Origin of the sequence: Peribacillus kribbensis DSM 17871 (genome assembly GCF_000430765.1) — a bacterium.
GTDB lineage: Bacteria > Bacillota > Bacilli > Bacillales > DSM-1321 > Paraperibacillus > Paraperibacillus kribbensis.
The window spans coordinates 186,453-208,876 of record NZ_KE387239.1 but is presented as its reverse complement, the minus strand read 5'-3'; the positions used below and the strand labels follow the sequence as shown (position 1 = coordinate 208,876).

The 22,424-nt window shown below is 46.5% G+C and carries 25 protein-coding genes and 1 tRNA gene; 2 read left to right on the top strand and 24 right to left on the bottom strand.

From position 1 onward, the window contains the following. Positions 1 to 12: 12 nt before the first annotated feature. The 6 genes from H539_RS0116975 to H539_RS0116950 form a co-directional block, all read right to left on the bottom strand. Positions 13 to 1,200 carry a phosphoglycerate kinase gene (locus tag H539_RS0116975; protein WP_026694506.1) on the bottom strand — a complete coding sequence of 396 codons (1,188 nt, stop codon included), beginning with the start codon at positions 1,198 to 1,200 and terminating at the stop codon, positions 13 to 15. A gap of 226 nt (positions 1,201 to 1,426) precedes the next feature. Then, a complete protein-coding gene (gene gap / locus H539_RS0116970) occupies positions 1,427 to 2,434 on the bottom strand; it encodes a type I glyceraldehyde-3-phosphate dehydrogenase (RefSeq protein WP_026694505.1) in 1,008 nt (335 codons plus the stop codon). A 60-nt stretch (positions 2,435 to 2,494) separates the two neighbouring features. After that, complete coding sequence (locus tag H539_RS0116965; protein WP_026694504.1) at positions 2,495 to 3,511, bottom strand: sugar-binding transcriptional regulator; 1,017 nt, start codon at positions 3,509 to 3,511, stop codon at positions 2,495 to 2,497. Between the two features lie 136 nt (positions 3,512 to 3,647). Next, on the bottom strand, positions 3,648 to 3,890 hold the full coding sequence (locus tag H539_RS0116960; protein WP_026694503.1) for a glutaredoxin family protein: 243 nt from the start codon (positions 3,888 to 3,890) through the stop codon (positions 3,648 to 3,650). A gap of 17 nt (positions 3,891 to 3,907) precedes the next feature. Beyond that, on the bottom strand, positions 3,908 to 5,227 hold the full coding sequence (rpoN, locus tag H539_RS0116955; protein ID WP_026694502.1) for an RNA polymerase factor sigma-54: 1,320 nt from the start codon (positions 5,225 to 5,227) through the stop codon (positions 3,908 to 3,910). A gap of 211 nt (positions 5,228 to 5,438) precedes the next feature. Continuing rightward, a tRNA-Arg gene (locus H539_RS0116950) sits at positions 5,439 to 5,510 on the bottom strand. Between the two features lie 459 nt (positions 5,511 to 5,969). Here H539_RS0116950 and clpP point away from each other — a divergent pair. Next, positions 5,970 to 6,569, top strand: a complete 600-nt coding sequence (gene clpP, locus H539_RS0116945; protein ID WP_026694501.1) for an ATP-dependent Clp endopeptidase proteolytic subunit ClpP — start codon at positions 5,970 to 5,972, stop codon at positions 6,567 to 6,569. 43 nt (positions 6,570 to 6,612) lie between these two features. Here the strand turns inward: clpP and H539_RS0116940 are convergent, their stop codons facing one another. From H539_RS0116940 to H539_RS0116870, 15 genes are all read right to left on the bottom strand, one after another. Continuing rightward, positions 6,613 to 6,870, bottom strand: a complete 258-nt coding sequence (locus tag H539_RS0116940; protein ID WP_026694500.1) for an HPr family phosphocarrier protein — start codon at positions 6,868 to 6,870, stop codon at positions 6,613 to 6,615. 137 nt (positions 6,871 to 7,007) lie between these two features. Continuing rightward, positions 7,008 to 7,952, bottom strand: coding sequence for a DNA-binding protein WhiA (gene whiA, locus H539_RS0116935; protein ID WP_026694499.1), 945 nt, complete (start codon positions 7,950 to 7,952; stop codon positions 7,008 to 7,010). A gap of 37 nt (positions 7,953 to 7,989) precedes the next feature. Further along, positions 7,990 to 8,976 (bottom strand): gluconeogenesis factor YvcK family protein, encoded by a 987-nt coding sequence (locus tag H539_RS0116930; protein WP_026694498.1) that lies wholly within the window; start codon positions 8,974 to 8,976, stop codon positions 7,990 to 7,992. After that, positions 8,966 to 9,865 (bottom strand): RNase adapter RapZ, encoded by a 900-nt coding sequence (gene rapZ / locus H539_RS0116925; protein ID WP_026694497.1) that lies wholly within the window; start codon positions 9,863 to 9,865, stop codon positions 8,966 to 8,968. Before rapZ ends, H539_RS0116930 begins: the two co-directional genes overlap by 11 nt. Before the next feature lie 28 nt (positions 9,866 to 9,893). Then, positions 9,894 to 10,352 carry an NUDIX hydrolase gene (locus H539_RS0116920; protein ID WP_026694496.1) on the bottom strand — a complete coding sequence of 153 codons (459 nt, stop codon included), beginning with the start codon at positions 10,350 to 10,352 and terminating at the stop codon, positions 9,894 to 9,896. Positions 10,353 to 10,660: 308 nt separating this feature from the next. Further along, a complete protein-coding gene (gene trxB / locus H539_RS0116915; protein WP_026694495.1) occupies positions 10,661 to 11,608 on the bottom strand; it encodes a thioredoxin-disulfide reductase in 948 nt (315 codons plus the stop codon). Positions 11,609 to 11,729: 121 nt separating this feature from the next. Continuing rightward, the gene (locus H539_RS0116910) at positions 11,730 to 13,238 is read right to left on the bottom strand and encodes a tetratricopeptide repeat protein (RefSeq protein WP_026694494.1); all 1,509 of its coding nucleotides are present in this window, start codon (positions 13,236 to 13,238) and stop codon (positions 11,730 to 11,732) included. Between the two features lie 78 nt (positions 13,239 to 13,316). Then, on the bottom strand, positions 13,317 to 13,964 hold the full coding sequence (gene hisIE / locus H539_RS0116905; RefSeq protein WP_026694493.1) for a bifunctional phosphoribosyl-AMP cyclohydrolase/phosphoribosyl-ATP diphosphatase HisIE: 648 nt from the start codon (positions 13,962 to 13,964) through the stop codon (positions 13,317 to 13,319). Next, positions 13,961 to 14,719 (bottom strand): imidazole glycerol phosphate synthase subunit HisF, encoded by a 759-nt coding sequence (gene hisF / locus H539_RS0116900; protein ID WP_026694492.1) that lies wholly within the window; start codon positions 14,717 to 14,719, stop codon positions 13,961 to 13,963. The genes hisIE and hisF overlap by 4 nt, the downstream gene beginning before the upstream one ends. Further along, complete coding sequence (gene hisA, locus H539_RS0116895; RefSeq protein ID WP_026694491.1) at positions 14,716 to 15,450, bottom strand: 1-(5-phosphoribosyl)-5-[(5-phosphoribosylamino)methylideneamino]imidazole-4-carboxamide isomerase; 735 nt, start codon at positions 15,448 to 15,450, stop codon at positions 14,716 to 14,718. The genes hisF and hisA overlap by 4 nt, the downstream gene beginning before the upstream one ends. After that, positions 15,447 to 16,079 carry an imidazole glycerol phosphate synthase subunit HisH gene (hisH, locus tag H539_RS0116890; RefSeq protein ID WP_026694490.1) on the bottom strand — a complete coding sequence of 211 codons (633 nt, stop codon included), beginning with the start codon at positions 16,077 to 16,079 and terminating at the stop codon, positions 15,447 to 15,449. Before hisH ends, hisA begins: the two co-directional genes overlap by 4 nt. A 1-nt stretch (position 16,080) precedes the next feature. Further along, positions 16,081 to 16,674, bottom strand: a complete 594-nt coding sequence (gene hisB, locus H539_RS0116885; RefSeq protein ID WP_026694489.1) for an imidazoleglycerol-phosphate dehydratase HisB — start codon at positions 16,672 to 16,674, stop codon at positions 16,081 to 16,083. Positions 16,675 to 16,761: 87 nt separating this feature from the next. Continuing rightward, complete coding sequence (hisD, locus tag H539_RS0116880) at positions 16,762 to 18,030, bottom strand: histidinol dehydrogenase (RefSeq protein ID WP_026694488.1); 1,269 nt, start codon at positions 18,028 to 18,030, stop codon at positions 16,762 to 16,764. Between the two features lie 34 nt (positions 18,031 to 18,064). Next, entirely contained in the window at positions 18,065 to 18,700 is a 636-nt protein-coding gene (gene hisG, locus H539_RS0116875; RefSeq protein WP_026694487.1) for an ATP phosphoribosyltransferase, read from the bottom strand. Continuing rightward, on the bottom strand, positions 18,693 to 19,880 hold the full coding sequence (locus H539_RS0116870; RefSeq protein ID WP_026694486.1) for an ATP phosphoribosyltransferase regulatory subunit: 1,188 nt from the start codon (positions 19,878 to 19,880) through the stop codon (positions 18,693 to 18,695). The genes hisG and H539_RS0116870 overlap by 8 nt, the downstream gene beginning before the upstream one ends. A gap of 237 nt (positions 19,881 to 20,117) precedes the next feature. On the opposite strand from H539_RS0116870, the gene H539_RS31640 reads away from it, so the two are divergent. Further along, complete coding sequence (locus H539_RS31640; protein ID WP_155890103.1) at positions 20,118 to 20,270, top strand: YwzD family small protein; 153 nt, start codon at positions 20,118 to 20,120, stop codon at positions 20,268 to 20,270. A gap of 35 nt (positions 20,271 to 20,305) precedes the next feature. Here H539_RS31640 and H539_RS0116860 read toward each other — a convergent pair whose 3' ends face one another. From H539_RS0116860 to H539_RS0116850, 3 genes are read right to left on the bottom strand one after another with little or no spacing between them, the layout of a single operon-like run. Next, positions 20,306 to 20,824 (bottom strand): acyltransferase, encoded by a 519-nt coding sequence (locus tag H539_RS0116860; RefSeq protein ID WP_026694485.1) that lies wholly within the window; start codon positions 20,822 to 20,824, stop codon positions 20,306 to 20,308. Beyond that, complete coding sequence (ppaX, locus tag H539_RS0116855) at positions 20,821 to 21,486, bottom strand: pyrophosphatase PpaX (RefSeq protein WP_026694484.1); 666 nt, start codon at positions 21,484 to 21,486, stop codon at positions 20,821 to 20,823. The genes H539_RS0116860 and ppaX overlap by 4 nt, the downstream gene beginning before the upstream one ends. Continuing rightward, a complete protein-coding gene (locus H539_RS0116850) occupies positions 21,473 to 22,414 on the bottom strand; it encodes a nucleoside recognition domain-containing protein (RefSeq protein ID WP_035323172.1) in 942 nt (313 codons plus the stop codon). The genes ppaX and H539_RS0116850 overlap by 14 nt, the downstream gene beginning before the upstream one ends. Positions 22,415 to 22,424 lie beyond the last annotated feature (10 nt).

Genomic DNA, 22,424 nt, shown 5'->3' with positions numbered 1-22,424 from the left:
ATGGTGATTTCTCTACTCTTTATCGTTTAAAGCGACAACACCTGGAAGCTCTTTTCCCTCCATAAACTCGAGGGAAGCTCCGCCTCCTGTTGAAATATGAGACATTTTATCTGCTAAGTTGAATTTTTCTACTGCTGCTGCGGAGTCTCCACCGCCAATTACGGAATACGTATGATCTGAATCTGCCAGAGCTTCAGCTACCGCCTTGGTTCCTCCCGCGAATTTGTCTATTTCAAACACGCCCATAGGTCCGTTCCAGATTACTAATCTGGAGCCTTTGATGACCTCAGCATATTTCTCTCGGGTTTTAGGGCCAATATCCAGCGCTTCCCAGTCAGATGGAATAGAATCAATGTCTACTACTTTTGTTTCAGCATCCTCCGAGAAGTCGTCAGCGACAATAACATCCACCGGCATATAAAAGTTTACTTTTTTCTCTTTTGCCTTAGCTACAAAGCTGTTGGCAAGATCCAATTTATCCTCTTCAAGCAGTGACTTCCCTACCTCATGGCCCTGTGCCTTAACAAAGGTATAAGCAAGTCCTCCGCCGATGATCAGGTTGTCCACCTTTTCAAGCAGATTATCGATGACGCCGATTTTATCTTTAACCTTTGCTCCGCCGATAATAGCTGTGAACGGACGGTCAGGATCGGATAATGCTTTCCCCAGCACATCCAGTTCCTTTTGCATCAAGAGGCCTGATACAGCTGGCAGGTATTTTGCGATTCCCTCTGTTGAAGCATGTGCACGGTGAGCCGCACCGAATGCATCATTTACATATACATCAGCAAGCTCTGCGAATGCTTTAGCAAGCTCAGGGTCATTTTTTTCTTCTCCAGGATAGAAGCGGACATTTTCAAGAAGAAGAACATCGCCTTCATTCATTTTTTCAATTTCCGCCTTTACACTCTCGCCATAAGCCTCATCGGTTTTAACGACGTTCTTCGCAAGAAGCCCACTAAGACGATTGGCAACCGGGTTCAGTCTTAATTCCTCCACAACCTGTCCTTTTGGACGTCCGAGGTGGCTGGCAAGAATGACCTTGGCTCCCTGTTCGATTAGATATTGAATAGTAGGAAGTGCAGCCTTGATCCTTGTTTCATCCGTTACTTCGCCTTTTTGCATCGGCACGTTAAAGTCCACACGGCAGAATACCCGTTTCCCCTTAACATCAATGTCTTTAATGGATTTTTTATTCATATAATCCCGTAGACCTCCTTATAAAAATGAAGCCCGGCCTAACCTTATGTACCTGAAGCTCTTATAGGTGAAAAGCGGCATCGTACATAAGCTTCAGCCAGCTTCTTAGAGCTTACCCAAAAAAAGGGGAAGAAGGGCATACATCCCCGCTCCCCTTTATTTATTTACTATTATAGCTGTATTTAGCCGCGAAAGCCAAAAACAAGCAGTGGACGAGGTTTATGAATTAAAGGCCTTTGCCAGCAATGTAGTCAATCAAGTCAACTACGCGGTTTGAGTAGCCAGTTTCATTATCGTACCAAGAAAGAACTTTTACCATGTTGCCTTCCATAACCATTGTAGAAAGGGCATCAACAGTTGAAGAGGCAGGGCTTCCGTTATAGTCAGTAGATACTAATGGAAGTTCAGTGTACTCAAGGATTCCCTTAAGTTCGCCTTCTGCAGCTGCTTTGATAGCCGCATTAACTTCGTCTACAGTTGTGTCTTTTTCAAGCTCAGCTACAAGGTCAACAACAGATACGTTTGGTGTAGGAACACGCATTGCCATACCATTTAGTTTTCCTTTCAGCTCAGGCAGTACAAGTGCAACAGCCTTCGCAGCACCAGTTGTAGTTGGAATGATGTTTTCAGCAGCTGCACGGGCACGACGGTAGTCTTTGTGCGGAAGATCAAGGATCTGCTGGTCATTCGTGTATGAGTGAACAGTAGTCATCATACCGCGCTTGATACCGAATTGCTCGTGAAGAACCTTCGCAAATGGAGCAAGGCAGTTTGTAGTACAAGAAGCGTTAGAGATAACATGGTGGTTTTCAGGCTCATATTTGTCCTGATTGACACCCATAACGATTGTGATATCTTCGTTGTTGGCTGGAGCAGAGATAATAACCTTTTTAGCGCCTGCTTCTAAGTGCTTCGCAGCATCATCGCGCTTAGTGAAACGGCCAGTTGATTCAACAACCACTTCTACACCCAGGTCTCCCCATCCAAGCTGTGCAGGATCGCGTTCAGCTAAAACTTTTACTTTGTGGCCGTCCACTACTAAAGAGTCTCCATCCACAGATACTTTTTCTGGAAGAGTTCCATGTACTGTATCATATTGCAGCAGGTGTGCAAGCATGTTTGCATCTGTAAGGTCGTTGATTGCAACGATTTCAACATTAGGATTCTTTAATGCTGCACGGAAAACGTTACGTCCAATACGGCCAAATCCGTTAATACCAACTTTTACTGTCATTTTAAAAATCCTCCTTTAAAATTAGGGAATTGTAAGGTTAAAATTTAATATTTAAAAGGACTAGCCCTTTAATAACTCATTTGCTACCGCTTCATCTGTAATCAGTATCGTAGTGGCCGGCGCCATTTTCAGGTAAGCCCTTATGGCCTTCGCCTTCGAAATGCCCCCCGCTACTGCAATTACATGGTCCGAATGTTCAAGATCTTCCTTCTGGATGCCTATTGTGTGGACCTTGTGGATAATTTCCGGCTTTTCATCAAAATAATAACCAAAGGCTTCTCCAACAGCATTTCCCTTTTTGATCTTCTCCATTATCTCAGGCGGTGATTTCCTTCTTTCAGCCATGGCAAGCGCATCCCCGATGCCATGCACCACGATGTTCGCTTTGTTGATTAAAGAAATCACGTCTTTTATCCCCGGCTCTTTCATAAAGGAGCGATACGCTTCCCTGCTCACTTGCTCCGGGACATACAGAACACGGCAGTCTGACTCCATGCTGGCAGCCATATTCGCTGCAATCGTATTAGCCTGGTTGTGCACATCCTCGCCAAGGCCGCCCCTCGCTGGAACAAAAAGAGTTTTACGTGAATCGGGGGTCAGCATATCAGCCACTGCAGCCAGTGTTGAACCGCCTGTGACAGCGATGATATTTTCCCCTGAGAGATTCCTTTTTATGCAAGCTGCACACTCTTTTCCCAGTTCGTTTTTGACCCAGGGAGATGTATCACTGTTGCCGCTCACAATGATCACTTCTTTAACAGAGTATTGCCTGGCTAACAGTTCTTCCATTGTGTCTATACCCGTTAGTTCACGCATTACACCCTCTAATTTCTCCAATACTTCCTCGCCCGTGCTCGAGATATGCATGCCGGAAGGGAAAATATCGATCAGGTTCTGCGCCTTAAGAAACTCCACCTCTCCCCTCAGCGTTCTTTCCGTGAGGTTCAAACTCGTGCTTAGATTTCTTCTGCCAACAGGCTGCATAAATTTTATGTAGCGGAGAATCTGGTAGCGCTTTTGCATAACATCCATTAAATCAGGCAATAATTTTCTCTGGACCTCGATTAATGAGCGCATGTGTAACTCCTTCTGTGAATTAGGATGGTCGTTTTTAGTCCCGCTGAGACATATTATGTCCCGCACACTCCAAAAAAAATACCCCTATTTCAATTTTCATTCTAACAGGAGTATATGCAGACTTCAACCAATATGTTCAGCTTTTTTTCTGAAACCGTTTCCTAATTTCCTCTTTATTTACCTGGCCATATTGAACGATTTTTCCATCATGCTCGATGACCGGAATCATCAGTCCAAATCGTTCAATAAGCCCATCATCTGAATAAATATCAATTTCATCAATTTCAAAGCCCAGTTCGGGCTGAAGATCGTTTAATATGCCCTTTGCCTTGACACAGAGCGGGCATTTTTCTCTTGTATAAAACTGGATAACTGTCATTTCCATACTCCCCGCCGCTAGATATATCGTTTCCTTTTCGAAGAAGATGGGATGTCCAGCTGGTCCCGGTACTTGGCTACGGTCCTCCTGGACAGTATGATCCCGCTTTCCATTTTTAATATATCAGAAATTTCCTGATCCGATAAAGGCTTTGTCTTATCTTCTTTTTGGACCAGCATTTGAATTTCTTTTTTTACTGCCGCAGCGGAAACTTCTTCACTCGTTTCGGATTGAAGATTCGATGTAAAGAACGCCCTCAGCTCGATTGTCCCGAAAGGAGCCTGCACATACTTATCCCTTACCGTCCTGCTGACTGTCGATTCATGGATACCCAATTCCTCGCTGACCTCTTTCATGGTCATCGGCTTTAAGGAGGCAAGCCCTTTCCTGAAGCATTGAGGCTGCTTTTCCACAATCAGTTCCGTCACCTTCAGGATGGTTTCCCTTCTCTGTTTAAGGCTGCGGGAGATCCATTGGAATTCCTGCCATTTCTCCTTAATATAATGGTCCAAACTGCGGTCGCCGTATCCTTTTAGGCTGGAATAATAGGGCTCATTCAGCCTCCAGCTGGACGAATGATTGTGGGCCAGGCTCACTCTCAGTTCTTCATCCACGATTACATCGGGTACTGCATAGGCAGGCAGCTCACTATGAAAGGATGCACCGGGACGGGGATTTAATGTTTGGATATAATCCTGTACCTCCTGGATTTTCTTCAAAGGAACATTCAGCCTCCGGGACAGCTCCTTCCACTTTTTCTCGGCAAACAGCAGGAACTCATCCTTTACGATTTTTGCCGAAAGAGCATCTTGCCCTTCCCGCTCAATCTGGAGGAGCAGACACTCCTGGAGGTTTCTCGCACCCACACCGGCAGGCTCCAGCTTTTGAAGCGTTTGAAAACAGGATTCAACCAGTTCGGGATCCGCCCCGGTGATTCTGGCAGCCTCATCAATGGAGGAGCGGAAATAGCCATTGGAATCCAGGCTCATGCTCAAATAATTTAAAACCCGCCTTTCTTTCTCTGTAAACTTGTATATAGATAATTGAATTTGAAGATAGCGGTCAAGGGTCACTGTCCGGTCCCCGATTTGTTCAAGCCAATTCTCTGCTGCATTTTCCCGCTGGACCCTGCGGCTTCTTATCCCTTTATAAAGATCCAAGACCGCACCCCTGTCCTCCGATTCCAGGACCACCAAGGGGTTTTCTACAGCCCGGGCCTCCAGAAATGCAGACAGCTCCTGGGATGTATACTGAAGCAGAGCGATCGCCTGGCTCAGCTCCTGAGTCATGGCAGCCTTCAAAGTCTGCTGTTGAAACTGACCGTTTCTTAATTGCATACATATCCCTCCTGCTTTTATTTTAATACAAAATAGGAATATGAAAAAGCATGATGTAACCGTTTCCAACAAATACATCCTATAATTCAATATATTAATATAGAACAGGTCTGGCAACAGCCATGCGAACATGCCAAGAGTAGACTGACGGAAAACAAAAAAGCTCCTATGCTCGTATAAAATCATACAGGAATAGGAACTTTTTTTATGACGCCCTCGGCAGGAATCGAACCCACATCTTAAGAACCGGAATCTCACGTGCTATCCGTTGCACCACGAGGGCAGAATATAAACGGCGATTAACTCGCTCAGAAAACTATTATAATATAATTTACTTCGTTTTGCAAGGCCAAATTATGTTTAAATTGAACAACATTGGGTATCATGGATAAAGTCACATATTTATTAAGGCATTGTTTTAAAGTAATGTTGTTTTTTGATTCTTTATCTTAAAAGCAACAAACTCTTTAAAAACGGCCTTCAAAACATATAGTCAAACACAAGGTCTATTTTATACATAATGAATGAGATTGTCGAATGATTTTTTTCGCTGACCAATGTCTTTTGTTTGACCTAAATTGACCAATCGGTGTATGATAACATCATGAGGAATAAACATCCATCCGTTTTATTTCTTAAGCACTTTTCGCACAGCCTGTATACATAGTATTTGTGAAAAGCTGCCGTGAAATACAAATTAATTGAAGGTATAACAGCGTCTTTTTTAAAGGAGGAGAAATGTATGAATTTAATTCCTACAGTCATTGAACAGACAAACCGCGGTGAGCGTGCGTATGATATCTATTCACGCCTATTGAAGGACCGCATCATTATGCTCGGAAGTGCCATTGATGATAATGTTGCGAACTCCATTGTAGCACAGCTTCTTTTCCTTGAAGCGGAAAATCCTGAGAAGGATATCCATATTTACATTAACAGCCCTGGCGGCAGCATTACAGCTGGTATGGCCATCTATGACACCATGCAGTTCATCAAGCCGAAGGTTTCAACCATCTGTATCGGGATGGCGGCTTCCATGGGTGCATTCCTTCTTGCTGCTGGTGAAAAAGGGATGCGCTATGTTCTTCCAAACTCAGAGGTTATGATCCATCAGCCGCTTGGCGGAGCTCAAGGTCAGGCTACTGAAATTGAAATTGCAGCGAAACGCATCCTCTTCCTCCGCGACCGCTTGAACAAGGTTCTTTCTGAGCGGACCGGCCAGCCGCTTGAAGTGATTGAACGCGACACAGAGCGTGACAACTTCATGACAGCTGAAAGAGCTGTGGAATATGGATTGGTTGATAAGCTTATGAGCCGCAACGATCTTGAAAACAATAAATAAAATGCATAAAAGAGGCTGATTGCTCAGCCTCTTTTTTTTTGGTTTATTCCTGGTTTTGGACAAACGCTTCCAGGGCTTCAATCGCCTCGTCTTCGTCTTTTCCCTCAGCAACGAGCTTTACCTCAGAACCTGAGCTTACAGCCAGGCTCATTAAGCCCATGATGCTTTTCGCGTTCACTTTTTTGCCATCCTTCTCAAGGAAGACATCCGCTGTGAAACGGTTTGCCTCCTGGACGAAAAGTGCTGCGGGCCTTGCCTGCAGGCCCGTTTTCAGCTGGACCTGGACAACTTTTACTACCATTACCTTACCTCCCCATTCCCTTTTTATAATGTATGTTTTTAATCTTTGAGTATTATACTTATTTATCCATTTACCAACCTGTTTGAAACCCGTTTGCACAATCTAATGTTGTAATCAGGGGAATCCTAACAGAATGCTTATGAAATCGGTTCTCCAGAACGAAGCTTTTCGGCAATCTCATCAATCTTTCTGAGTCTATGGTTAATGCCTGATTTGCTGATGTTGCTGCCGGAGACCATTTCTCCCAGTTCTTTAAGTGTCACATCCTGATAGGCAACCCTGAGCTCTGCAATTTCCCTCAGCTTGTCCGGCAGGATACTGAGCCCAACAGTCTGCTCAATCAATTTAATATTTTCGACCTGTCTCAATGAAGCTCCGATGGTTTTGTTCAGATTGGCGGTTTCGCAGTTAACCAGGCGGTTCACTGAATTGCGCATGTCCCGGACGATCCTGACATCCTCAAATTTCAACAGGGCTGTATGGGCTCCGATGATATTCAAGAATTCAGCAATCTTTTCAGCTTCTTTTAAATAGGTGATATACCCCTTTTTCCTTTCCAGGGTCTTCGCTTTCAGATCAAAGATGTTCATCAGCTCGCACAGCTCATCATTATGCTCTTTATAAAGAGAAAAGATTTCCAAATGATACGAGGACGTTTCCGGGTTATTTACCGAACCCCCTGCCAGGAAAGCCCCCCTAAGATACGAACGCTTACAGCATTTCTTGGCAATCAATTCCTTTGATATATCATGATGGATGCTGAAACCATCTCCTATGATTTTCAAGGACGCAAGAATTTCCTTGGCTTTTTCCGAAAGCCTTACTATGTACACATTATTTTTCTTAAGCTTCATTTTTTTCCTGACGAGAAGCTCCACCTGGACATCAAAGCTTTTTTTCAACAATGTATAAATTCTTCTTGCAATAGCCGCGTTTTCTGTCTGCACATCCACTACGAGCTTGCGGTTGGAAAAGGATAGCGAGCCGTTCATTCGAATAAGGGCAGAAAGCTCCGCTTCGGCACAGCAGTCTTTAATCTCAAGTGTTGTTAATTCTTTTTTTGTTTCAGATGCGAAGGACAATTCCTTCTCACCTCCTGTCTGGGCCGCATTGGCATTATTACGGCCGTTTCGGCAGTTTCGATTCTTCTAGAAGAAGTTTATATAAAATTTCAGCAACCTTTTTCGTATTATGGCGGACAACGTTGCCATCATAGCTGACAATCGGCTCCTGAAGCACGGTGATTCCAAATTCACTCAGCCTGTCAAAATCATAGACGACGGGCTTCGCGTATTCTTCTTTATATTTAAGTCTGGCGGTTTGGGAAATCTCCTCATTGTTTACAAGGATATAATCCATAAAGGAGCAGTTCATATGATTGTAAATCGCTTCTACATGGTCGCTCGCCGTAAAATTGAGGGTTTCCCCTGCCTGGGTCATCAAATTGCAGATATAGATTTTTTTTGCCGGTGCCTCGCATACTGCACGTCCGAGTTCCGGAACAAGCAGATTAGGGAGGATGCTGGTATACAGACTTCCCGGACCAATGACGATTAGATCTGCACTTTGGATAGCATCAAGTGTTTCTGAAAGCGGTTTAACATCCTCCGGCGTCAGAAAGACCCGTTTGATTTTCTTGCCATATTCGGGAATCTTGGATTCTCCGGTCACAATGGTCCCGTCTTCCATTTCCGCATGCAGAATCACACTCTGGTTGGCGGCAGGGAGAACTTTTCCCCGTACATTCAGGACTTTGGCCATTTCCTGGATGGCATGGACGAAATCTCCGGTTATGGATGTCATGGCTGCGATGATCAGATTGCCAAGTGAATGGCCTGTCAGTTCAACAGAATGGCTGAATCGGTGCTGGAACATCTGCTCGACCAGAGGCTCCACATCCGAAAGGGCAGCCAGGACATTCCTCACATCACCTGGAGGCGGTATATCCATATCATCCCTCAGACGTCCTGAACTTCCCCCATCATCTGCGACGGTAACTATGGCACTGATGTCGATTGGATAGCTTTTCAGCCCCCTGATGAGGACGGGAAGACCTGTCCCGCCGCCTATGACGACAATTCTGGGGAGCCTGTGATTATTTGGCATGAGGATGATCCTTTCTTTTGTCAATATCCCGGTGTGTGATCTGGGTAAAGTATTCCTTCTTAAAATAATGGCCAATATACTCTGCCAGAGCAACAGACCGATGCTGGCCTCCGGTACAGCCAATCGCGATGACGAGCTGGGCCTTGCCCTCTCGTTTATAATGGGGCAGCATGAAGGTAAGCAGATCAGTGACCTTCTCAAGGAACTTCTGGGTTTCAGTCCATTTCATTACATACTTGTTTACATCTTCATCAAGGCCAGTCTGCGGCCGCATGGCTTCAATATAAAAAGGATTCGGCAGGAAACGCACATCGAAAACCAGATCCGCATCGATAGGAAGCCCATGCTTAAAACCAAAAGACATGACATTGACCGTGAAGGTGCTGAGCTTATTTGTTGAAAACTCGCTGAGGATTTTTTCACGCAGCTCGCGGGGTTTTAGTTCCGAGGTATTATAAATGAGCCTTGCCCTTCCCTTTAATTCCTCAAGCATGCTTCTTTCAAGCTGGATCCCCTCCATAGGAAGGCCGAAAGGAGCAAGAGGATGGGTTCTCCTGGTCTCTTTATACCTTCTAACAAGGACAGAATCTTCCGCATCAAGAAATAAAATCTGCGGTGTGATCCAGGAGCTTTCACTCATTTCATCCAATGCGCGGAACAGATGCTCGAAAAACTCCCTTCCGCGAAGGTCCATTCCCAGCGCCACTTTATTCATCTTGCTTCCCGATTCCTTCATCAGCTCCAGGAATTTAGGAAGAAGAGTCGGGGGCAGATTGTCCACGCAAAAGAAGCCTAGATCCTCAAAGCTTTGTATAGCTACGGTTTTCCCCGCCCCTGACATTCCTGTAATGATTACCAGCTGGATATCATTTGCAGCTCCCGTACTCATTTGAATTCCCCCTGTTTCCTTCCCATATTCAGCCTGGATCCAGACGATATGAAATTAGTTCAAAGTCCTGCGTATAGGTAAACGTCCCGTATATAATGTTATTTCCATGGACCATATATTCGAGAATATGATGATCTCCAGGCGCCATCGGAAGACTGCTGATGTTCTCAAGAGGCTGCCATGACAGCTCCCCCTCTTCGCATTCCTCTACATTGACTCCGTCGAACTCTGTGGCAAAGAACGTAAACATCATCCACTCAGATAATACCTTGTCTCCATCTTTAATGATAAAGGTAAAAATCCCCTTTATAGATGGGTTGCGCAGGAAGATACCCGTTTCTTCACGATATTCCCGTATGCACGCATCCCTGATGGACTCGCCAGGTTCCATTTTCCCTCCGGGGGCAACATACCAGCCCCTGCGCGGTTTTTTGAGCAGTAAGGCTTGATCATTGTTAATCAGTACACAATTTGTTACACGCTGCACACTATCACCTCATAACCTAAAAGACCTTCTTATATGAATTGCCGCCTGGGCATGTTTAAATAAAAAATATATTTCATTCCATTATACTATTTTTAAAAACTCACTACAATGAACGCAATGTGTCTTTTTTAGTCCCCTTTTGTAAGGAAGGTATGCCAAAAAAATTAGCACAGGCATCTGCCTGTGCTATTACAAAATAAATTTGTATAAAAGGGGGTCAATTTCTACTTTAATGATACCCATTTTATATTTCATTTCTGTTACAGCAGAATTAAAACAGTATGACGCTTTGTAAATATTACCAAGAATTATTCAGCCTTCAGGCTTTCCATCAGTTCTTCAATGTAGTGCTGGGCATTTTGTGCCGCAATACTGCCATCCCCGGTTGCAGTGACAATCTGGCGCAGGGACTTTTCACGGATATCGCCTGCGGCAAAAATACCAGGAACCCTGGTTTCCATCCGGTCATTTGTTTCAATATAGCCATTCACGTTGGTAATGCCGAGGTCCTCAAACGGCTTTGACAGAGGCAGCATGCCAATATAAATGAACACTCCGTCCGCGTTCAGCTCCTGCTCCTCGCCATTGATTGTGGAGACAAGTGTGACGCTTCCCACCTTGCCATCCTTTTCGTTGATTCCCTTGATGGTATGATTCCAGATAAAATCCACTTTTTCATTATCGAATGCGCGCTGCTGAAGAATCTTTTGTGCCCGCAGCTCATCGCGCCTGTGAACGATGGTCACTTTGGAAGCAAAGCGGGTCAGATACACTCCTTCTTCAACGGCTGAGTCGCCGCCTCCGATGACAAAAAGTTCTCTATTTCTAAAGAATGCACCATCACATACGGCACAGTAAGAAACCCCGCGGCCGCCTAATTCCTTTTCGCCTGGCACGCCGATTTTTTTGTATTCCGCACCGGAGGAAATAATCACAGCACGGCCTTTATATTCTTTATTGCTGACTTTTACAGTTTTATATTCTTTTCCGTCCACAACACTTTTCACATCACCATACGCATATTCGGCCCCGAATTTCTTCGCATGGTCAAACATTTTGGTTGAAAGCTCAGGTCCAAGGATGGTTTCAAAGCCTGGATAGTTTTCCACTTCTTCTGTATTGGCCATCTGTCCGCCGGGTACCCCGCGTTCGATCATCAAGGTAGACAGATTTCCTCGCGATGTATAAACAGCAGCAGTCATCCCGGCAGGACCTGCGCCGATGATAATAACATCATAAATTTTTTCTTCTGACATAGTGTTTCACCCCTCATAAAAATAGGCATCCGAAAGGCGTGCTTAGATACTTCTAGTATAGCCTAAACCTTATCGTATATAAGTTAAATAAAACAGTCCAAGAATCTGCTCATTTGCGGATTCAGCTCAGCCATTCGTCCATGATCCCGAGATATTTCCTCAGTGTTGCCGCAGACACGCCGTATTTTTCTGCCGTTTCCTTTTGAGTGACTTCCTCGTTCCTCAGCTTATGCCAGGTGTAGGAAATGGAAGCCGCCATGGCTTCAGGATTTTTCATGACAGCACCGCTTTTGGCTGCCTCCAAAGATACCGAGAACCATAGAAGGAACAGTCCGGCTTCTGTTAAGTTGATCGGCCGGTATTGGCGGAAAAGGAGGTCAGCAACCTTGTGCGTAAAAAGGATATTTTCAGCAGGCTGGTTCTTCTTCGGTGCTTCCGCCCATGCCGCATAGCTGCCATCCATTTCTGAAAAACTTCCAATCTTTTTAAATGAGTCATGGGACAGAATCTTCTTTTTATGCTTGGATTGCATGGTAAGAAAAATCCCGAATAACCTCTCTTCAGGAAGATCGCTTTTAAGCCTTTTAATAATAGATGGAAAGTGGTCTTCAAACCCAGAAATTTCTTTTTTATCATTCCAGGGCTCCATTCCTTCTTTTTCCGGATTAAAAGCAATCAGCTTCTTCCAAGCCTGCCTGGCGATCTCGTCATATCCGAGATGATAGGCGCTGTCCGCCAGCCAATAATAGAAGGTGCTGTCCGGCTCGAAGCCTTTTTTCTGTAAAAGCCTGAGTCCTTTGTATGCCAGCTCATACTGTCCGGTCATGGCAAAAGTCGCCGCAAGCTTAAAGCGGTGCTCATGGGCCATGGGCTGGATTTTTTCAAGGATGCTTGTGTACTCGGCAACCTTTTTAGCATCACGCTGATAGAAATGGAATACCAGCATATTGCAAAGGGCATGCATATTGCCTGGATTTTTGGCGAGAAGCTCATCCAGGACCTTGAAAGCTTCGTCGGTTTTTCCTAGATAGAAATGAGCCAGTGCCAGATTATTATAAGTGGACCAGGAATCAGGGTATTCCTCCACAATCTCGTTCAAGGAAATAATGGCCTGGGCGAAGTTCCCTGTTTCCAGCTGTTCGCGGGCCTTTTCCTGCCTGGATAACAGACCGTCCTCATCCTCCAGAAGATCGAGCGTTTCTCCCAATTCATCCATCTCAAGCTCAATTAAATCTATCAGTTCCTCAGCATCCTCGCTGAATTCACCGTCTTCCTCTTTATCCAGATACATGCCGGCATGCAGATAAGCTTCCTTAAACATGCCAAGATGAGCATAGTTATTAGCCATGAAATAATGGCATTCTGTCATATATGGATCCAAACCGCCAAGAATGGACTGAAGCAGTTCATTCGAGTACTCGTAATCCCCAAGTTCTGTATAAATAATAGCCAGCTGGCAGACAATCATCGGCTCGCCTGCTTCCAGCTCATGTGCACGTTCAATATATTTTTTCGCCTTATGTAAATCACGGCGGTTAAAATATCTCAAACCTCTCGCGAAATAATACTCCCCAGTGGGAAAAAACGAAAAAACCTGCGCCTTGCGCCTTGCCTTTGAATCTTTTGACATGGAATCCTCCATTAGTAAGTAATTAACTAATGAATTATAACACAAAATTGGGAAATGGGGACAGTCCCCATTTCCCAATTATTTCCCAGACTCTTTTTCCGTGTGTCTTTGTTTTAAAACATTCAGTACTTCCTTGAATGGAAGTCCCTGTTCTCTCAGCAGGATGAAGACGTGGTAGAAGAGGTCCGCGGTTTCCCATTTGAGTTCTTCTTTATCGCGGTTTTTCGCGGCTATAATAACCTCCGCGGATTCTTCGCCGACTTTTTTAAGAATCTTGTCCACGCCTTTTTCAAATAGATACGTTGAATAAGAGCCTTCCGGACGGAGTCTTTCTCGTTCTGCAATCAGATTTTCCAATTCATACAGGAAATCGGCTGTCACAGCAGCTTCCGCTTTTTCCTCCCCGCCTGACAGAAGGCTTTCTGTGAAGCAGCTGACTGAGCCGGTATGGCAGGCCGGACCCTTGGGCTCCACCAGGACGACAAGGGCATCTTGATCACAGTCGAATTTGATATCGACGATGGTCTGGGTGTTCCCGCTCGTTTCCCCTTTATGCCACAGCTTTTCCCTTGAGCGGCTGAAGAACCAGGTTTCTTTGCTCTCTAATGATAGCTCGAGAGATTCCTCGTTCATATAAGCAAGAGTCAGAACCTCTTTTGTGTTGGCATCCTGAACGATGGCCGGAATCAATCCCTGGCTGTCGAATTTTATCTTTTGTAGGTTCATCGAATATTCACTCCCCGGCTTTTTAGAAAACTTTTTACTTCTGTAACAGACGTTTCTTTATAGTGGAAAATAGAAGCGGCCAGAGCTGCATCTGCCTTTCCTTCTTCAAACGCTTCATAAAAATGCTCTGCATTCCCCGCTCCACCAGAGGCAATGACAGGAACACTTACCGCTTCACTGACAGCGGACGTCAGCTCAAGATTGAAGCCGTTCTTCTCGCCATCGCTGTCCATGCTTGTCAAAAGGATTTCCCCAGCACCGAGGCTCACCGCTTCCATTGCCCAGTCCACGGCGGTTTTGTCTGTGCGCTTTCTGCCTCCATGTGTGTAGACCATCCAGGTTCCCTGCTCTTCATCATACCGTGCATCGATCGCCACCACGATACACTGGGCGCCAAAAAAGCGGGAGCCTTCAGCAATCAGCTCCGGGCGGAGGACGGCTGCCGTATTCAAGGAGACCTTATCGGCTCCTGCGCGGAGAATTCTCTTCATGTCCTCGAGAGAATTAATCCCTCCCCCGACTGTAAAAGGGATCGCAAGCGAGGCCGCCACACTTTTGACAACCTCCACCATGGTCTTTCTTCCTTCATGGGACGCAGAAATATCAAGGAATACCAGTTCGTCCGCTCCCTCACGGTCATAGAATGCGGCAAGCTCGACCGGGTCCCCGGCATCTCTTAAGCCCAGGAACTGGATTCCCTTTACCACTCTGCCTTCTTTGACATCCAGGCAGGGAATAATCCGTTTGGTAATCATGAATCCACCTCATTCAGCGCATCCCTTACGGAGAATCTCCCCGTATAAATCGCCTTGCCCACAATCGCTCCGGCTACGCCAAGACCTGACAGCTTTGAAAGCTGTACCAGGTCCTCCAGGCTGCTGATGCCTCCTGAAGCAATCACGCTCTTCCCTGTTTCTTCTGCCATGGCGGAAACCGCGTCTACATTCGGACCGGAAAGCATGCCGTCTGTTGCAATATCGGTGAAAATGAACGTTTCTGCCCCGGCGTCAGCAAGTGCCTTCCCAAGTTCAACCGCTTTAACCTGTGAGGTCTCCAGCCAGCCATGCGTGGCCGCCATGCCGTCCTTGGCATCGATTCCGATGGCGATGGAAGCTGCGTATTTTTTTAGCATTTCCTTCGTAAAAGCTGGATCTGAAACGGCAATGCTCCCCAAGATGACGCGCTTGATCCCTTTTTCAAGATAATACACAATATCCCGTTCGGAACGGATTCCGCCGCCCACCTGGATATTGGCAGAAAGCGAGGAAGCGGCCTTAATAACGAGAGAATCATTTACAGGGCTGCCTGCCTTTGCTCCATCCAGATCGACCATATGAATCCATGAAGCTCCTTGGCTGGCAAAGCTTTCTGCCATATCGGCCGGTGAATCGCCGTACACGGTTTCTTTATCATAATCTCCCTGTAGGAGTCTCACACATTTTCCGCCGCGGATATCGATTGCCGGGTAAATGGTAAATCCGTTCATACTGACACCCTGCTTTCTGTAATTTTAATGAAATTCTGCAGCAGGGCCATGCCCGTCTCCCCGCTTTTTTCCGGGTGGAACTGCATGCCCATGATATTATTCCGTGAAACGACAGCTGGCACTTCTTCCCCGTAGCTGGCGGAGGCATTGACCACTTCCACTGGGGTCTTTGCATAGAAAGAATGAACAAAATAAACATAGCTTTCCTCAATGCCTTCAAGAAGTGGAGAAGGAACATTATAATTCAGCTTATTCCAGCCCATATGAGGCACTTTATACGAAACACCTTCACTGTCTGTTCCGGGGAATCTCCTGATGCAGCCCGGCAGCAAGGACAATCCCTCTGTCAGGCCAAATTCCTCGCTGTCTTCAAAGAGAAGCTGCATGCCGAGGCAGATGCCGAGCAGCGGCTTGCCGCTTACTGCGTATGCACTGAGAAAATCCGTAAGCTCCAGCTCATTCAATTGGGCCATCGCATCCTTGAACGCCCCGACTCCCGGAAGGATGATCCCTGCTGCTTCTCCGAGCCTTTTAGGATCCGAGGAAATAAAGTATTCAGCGCCGAGCCTTTCAAAGGCCTTGCTGACACTGAATAAATTGCCCATCCCATAGTCGACGATGCCGATCATGTTATAACATCCCTTTCGTGGAAGGCACACCCTTGATTCTCGGGTCAATAGTAGTCGCTTCATCCAGGGCCCGTGCAAGAGCTTTGAAAATCGCTTCGATGATATGGTGGGTATTCTGCCCGTAGTGCACAATCACGTGCAGATTCATTCTTGTTTCAAGTGCAAGCTTCCATAAAAATTCATGGACGAGCTCTGTATCGAATGTGCCCACCTTCTGGGAAGGAAGCTCTGCACGCAGCTCAAGGTGAGGGCGGTTGCTTAAATCTATGACCACCTGGGCCAGCGCATCATCCATCGGCACAAACGCATTTCCATAGCGCTTGATTCCCTTCTTATCGCCAAGTGCCTCCACGATGGCCTGTCCAAGACAGATCGCGATATCCTCTGTCGTATGGTGATCATCCACTTCAATATCACCCTTAGCATCCACAATCAGATTAAACTGCCCGTGCTTCGTAAACAGATCCAGCATATGAGTCAGAAACGGAACTCCCGTCTCAAGCGACGAAAGCCCCTCCCCATCCATACCGAACTCCAGCTTAATATCCGTCTCACCCGTCTTCCGCTCAATACGTGCAGAACGCTCTCTATCCATTTAAAAAACCTCCTATTCTACGGGGTCTAACCCCATTTCCTGAAATTGAAATGCAGTTACAGCGCGGGTTCGTGCGGAGTCAGCCCCCTATTTCCCGAGCCTTGTCTCCACGGCTCTCGCGTGGGCTTCGAGACCCTCGAGCCTTGCAAAAGCAGCAATTTTAGCTCCATTTTTCTCTATGGCTTCACGGCTGTACATGATGATGCTTGATTTTTTTTGAAAGTCCTCTACGTTAAGCGGGCTTGAGAATCTTGCTGTTCCATTGGTAGGAAGCACATGATTCGGCCCGGCAAAATAATCACCCACAGGCTCTGAGCTGCAGCGCCCAAGGAAGATCGCTCCTGCATGGCGGATCTTCCCAAGAAGCTCCATAGGATTCTCTGTCATAATCTCAAGATGCTCAGGAGCGATTTCATTCACTGCCTGTATCGCCTCTTCTAACGTATCGGCCACATAGATCCGCCCATATTCACTGACAGAAGCCCTTGCGATCGCTTCTTTCGGGAGGCCTTTAAGCTGAAGCTCTACTTCCCGGGCAGTGTCCTCAGCAAGTTCTCCCGAGGTCGTGATCAGCACGCTGCTTGCCCGCTCGTCATGCTCTGCCTGTGACAGCAGGTCTGCAGCCACTTCTTCCGCACTGGCGGTATGATCAGCGAGGACCGCTATCTCGCTCGGCCCCGCAATCATATCGATATCCACATCCCCGAACACTTCCCGCTTTGCCAGCGCGACGAAGATATTCCCCGGTCCCGTGATCTTATCGACTCCCTGGATCGTTTCGGTTCCATAGGCAAGAGCCGCCACGGCCTGCGCGCCGCCGACCTTATAAATCTCGCTGACTCCTGCAATTTTTGCAGCTGCCAGTACGCCATCCGGAAGCTTTCCACTCCTGTCTGGAGGAGAAACCATTACGATGCGGGAGACGCCAGCCACCGCGGCAGGAATCACGTTCATGAGAACTGATGATGGATAGGCAGCTTTACCGCCCGGCACATAGACTCCGACAGAATCCAGCGCAGTGACTTTCTGCCCCAGCATGCTTCCTGAACCATCGACTGTCATCCAGGAATTCCTTAACTGACGGCTGTGAAAATCCCGGATGTTTGCTGCGGCTTCTCTTATAATATCAATCAGCTCGGGCGTTACAGAATTCATCGCCTCTTCTATCTCATCTTCCGTTACCTTCAACTGCTTGAGTCCGGCGCCGTCAAACTTTTTGGTAAGCTCAAACAGCTTGGAATCGCCCTCTCTTTTGACAGCAGCAATGATCTCTTTTACAATCTGCCTCTGTTCGTCTGTACCGCTGTCTACGGAACGTTTAAGAGACAGGCCTTTTGTTAAGCGTTCAATTCTCACTGTGTACCCCCCTGCCAAATGTATGATCTAGAGACTACGCCTGCGCCGGAATGACCGAGGCGAGCCTGCGGACCATCTCTGTGATGCGGCCTTCCTTTAGTCGATAGCTTGCGCGGTTGGCAATCAGCCTTGACGTAATTTCCGAAATGCGTTCATATTCTACAAGCCCATTTTCATGGAGAGTCTGTCCTGTCGATACAATATCGACAATCCGTTCTGCCAGTCCGATCAGCGGAGCCAGCTCGATCGACCCGTTCAGCTTGATAATTTCCACCTGCTCGCCCTGTTCCCTGAAATAATGGGAAGCGACGGTCGGATATTTCGATGCAATTTTTGGGGCAGCTTCATTAACAGACGTATTAGGCAGCCCTGCGACAGCAAGATGGCAGCGGCTGATCCTCAAGTCCAGAAGCTCATACACATCCGGCTCTTCTTCAAGCAGCACATCCTTGCCCGCGATCCCTATATCCGCAACGCCCTGCTCTACATATACAGCCACATCCATAGGCTTAGCCAAAATAAAGCGAAGTTTCTCTTCCTCGAGGTCAATGATCAGCTTTCTGGATTCTTCAAACTCTGAAGGCAGCGAATATCCTGCCATTCGCAGCAGCTCCAGCGCTTCTTCAAAAATTCTTCCCTTCGGCATCGCCATCGTTAAAAAATCATTCATGGCCTCCATCCTTTCCGGAAGCACCAATAAAATAATGAACTTCTGTATAATTTTTCGTATACGCATCCAGACCCGAAACTCCAGTGATGTCCTGAAGTGCAATCCGTCTGCCGCCAGCCCGGCGGTTTCTTACAAATTCCAGTGCCTCCTGCTTCCGTTCCGGGGTGAAGAGCGCGCATTCCAGCTGCAGCTTTTCCTGTACCGGTCCCATCGCCTCGATCAGCCGGTCGAGTCTGAGAGCAAACCCGGTGGCAGGAGAGTCGCTGCCGAACTTTTTCAAAAGCGAATTGTATCTGCCGCCATTTCCTACAGGGAAGTTGATCCCGGCAGTGTAGACCTCAAATAACAGCCCTGAATAATAGCTTAGATCATTCATTAACGTTAAATCGAGACTCACATATTGATCAGAGCCATATTCCGCTAACTGCTGCAGCAGTTCATCCAGCTCATTCAGTTTTTCCGTTCCCTGATCATTCTCCAAAAGCCCTGCGGCTTTTTCCAGAACCTCTCCTGATCCTTTCAGCTCCAGAATATCAAGCAGCCGCTTCTTGTCCATATTGGCAAGCTGCAAAGAATTCACATGTTCAATATATCCCACATAATTCCGTTCATTCAGGAAACGAAGCAGCGCATGGACCCGCTCCTCCCTGCCGAGAATATCCAGCATCAATGTTTGAATAAAGCCGATATGTCCGATGGCAATCTGGAACTCTTGAAAACCTGCTTTTTGCAGCGAAGAAATTAACAGAGCGATCAATTCAGAATCCGCGCTGATGGTAGAGTCACCGATCAATTCGACCCCGATCTGTTCGAATTCAGCCGCCCGGCCGCCCTCCTTCTGCTGGGCGCGGTAGACACTGGCTGAATAGGCGATCCTGACAGGCATCTGCTGCTTCAGCAATTGTGAAGCTGCCACCCTGGCAATCGGTGCCGTCATATCCGGCCTCAATACCGCTGTATGTCCCTGCTGATCCAGCAGTTTAAACATCTGCTGATTTTGGATCGATGACGCCTCTCCAATCGTATCGAAGTATTCCAGTGCCGGGGTTTCCAAAAACTGATATCCCCATGCCTCAAACTCCTCGGAAATGCGGTTCCGGACACTTTTCTTTCGTTCATATAATAACGGGAGGGTATCCCTCATCCCTACAGGCTTTTCAAACATGAACAGCTTTTGCAACCTTTACACATCCTCTTGTAAACACATTAGAAATTTTCAAAATACTTTAGTATGCTAATGTGCTAATAAATTAAAGTTATATGTAGTTTACTCTTAGCATGGGGTACAGTCAAGGATTATTATCCGGGGAAATGGGGTCATTCCACTTTCCCCGAAAATTCCCCAGGTTTATATGTAACTTTTTGTGGGTATTAGGCGTCTAATGGGTATAAAAAAATTTTTATGGAGATTTGGATAATGAGTATTGAACAGATGCAGGAGCACTTTGCTTCTATTTTGAAAAATGTTTATGAGGATTCAGCAAGTGAGGAGATGACTCTTCAGGAGATGATGAAGAGGCTTGAGGGGGATTTGGCCGCGCTTATGGGCAAGCAGGCAGTAACAAAATAAAAAAAGGACCCGGCAGAAGTCCTGCCGAAGGTCCCTTATAGATCGTCTGCTTGCATACGTTTTTGAAGCTCTTCCTTTGTATAAATGATACGCACGGGATTTCCTCCGGCAAAACAGCCCTCCGGCACGTCTTTATTGACCAGGGTGCCGGCAGAAACGATGGCTCCGTCCCCGATCCGGACTCCCGGAAGTATCGTCGTATTGGCTCCGATCATGACTTCACTTCCGATTTCAACCTTCCCAAGGCGGTATTCCTTAATGAGATACTCATGGGCCAGGATAGTGGTATTATAGCCGATCACCGTATTGCGTCCTACCGAGATTTTCTCTGGGAACATCACATCGAGCATGACCATCAGCGCAAACGAAGTCTGTTCGCCGATATCCATCCGCAAAAATACACGATACAGCCAGTTCTTTATGGCTAAAAAAGGTGTATATCTGGCTGTCTGGATCACAACGAAGTTTTTCACTACCTTCCAAAAAGGCACGGTTTTGTAAACATGCCATAAAGAATTGGCCCCCTGTACGGGATAACGGGTGGTGCGCCTCATTGCTTCTCCTTTTTCTGTACCTTTAAAATCTCCAATAGATCATCCATATGCTCGAGAATAACATCAGGCTCATACTGCACTAGATGATCCCTTCCTTTTGCTGTCCATGCCACTCCAGCAGTCAGGGTACCGGCATTTTTCCCTCCCAGGATATCATGGTGGTTATCGCCTACCATAATCGCCTCTTCAGGCTTTGATCCCAGAATTCCAAGCGCCTTATTGAGAGGCTCTGGATCTGGCTTGGCTCTTTCTACATCATCCAGGCCGATAACTACATCAAAAAACTTCTCAAGCCTCGCAAGCTTCAAGCCCATCAAAATCGTATCATGCAGCTTGGTGGAAACGATCGCGAGCTTATAGCCAGCTTCATGTAAAGACTCAACCGCTTCATAAACTCCTTCAAATTCCTCTACCAGGCGGTCATGGTTCGCAATATTATATGTTCTATATGCAGAGACCATTTCAGATGCCCTTTCCGGGTCGACTGAATAGAAAGAGTCGTAGAGAGGCGGCCCCATAAACGGGAGCACTTCCTCCCTTCCATACTTATCAGGAAAATACAGATTAAGCGTATGAATGAAAGATTCTATGATTAAATGATTGGTATTAATCAGGGTACCATCCAAATCAAACAGGACGGTAGTAATCTTAGATGTGTTCATATATAGTTTCCTTTCTCAGCTTTGCTGTTTCAGCCCTCTTCCAAAAATATGAGACTGCCATCGTTAAAATAAAGGCTGTGATAATACGGATCAAAAAGAGTGCCCAGACCGGAACTCCCAGCGGCACAAAAATGAGAGTATCCTCTACGACCGCATGACAGGCCACAAGAAAAATGAAGGCAAGAGTCGCATCCTTTTTGCTCACTCCATCCTCCTGGACTGCCTGGATCATCACCCCCGCACCGTAGGCAAGGCCAAGCACAAGACCTGTTGCCATCGTCATAGAGGCATTCTTCTGCATGCCCAGAATCTTCATTAACGGAGCAAGTCCTGAAGAGATCTTATCCATCCATTTTAATTCCTTCATGATTTGGATAACGACCATCAGCGGGATTACGATAATGGCCAGCTTCCAGATTCCGTGGAGGGCATTTTCAATCCCATGAAGAACAATGGAGGCAGCACCGGAAATTTCTCCATCCTTTCCATCGAAGGACCCATACTGGGCGTACTGTCCTCCTCCATGCCAGACGAGGTTGATGACAATTGCAGAGATCAGCGCCAGGCTGATCCGGACGGTCAGGATGACCCAGAGCTTCACGCCCACTTTTAAAGCAACACTCGTTTCGATTAAAAGATTATGGCAGAAGCTTAGCATCACTGCTAAAATCAAGACCTCTTTCACAGTCAAATGCAGCGTCAGGACCCCTCCGATGGCGGCATATAGATTGAGGAAGTTTCCCAGAACCAGCGGAATGGCCGCCTCTCCCGGAAGACCAAGGACTTTCATGGCAGGAGAAATTCCTTTAACAATCCAGTTAAGTACAGGAGTATACTGCAGAATGGAGACGATCAAGGTCACAGGGAAAATAACTTTCCCCAGTGTCCAAACTGTACCAAGCCCTGACAGCAGCCCCCTTTTGATCATACCGAAAAAC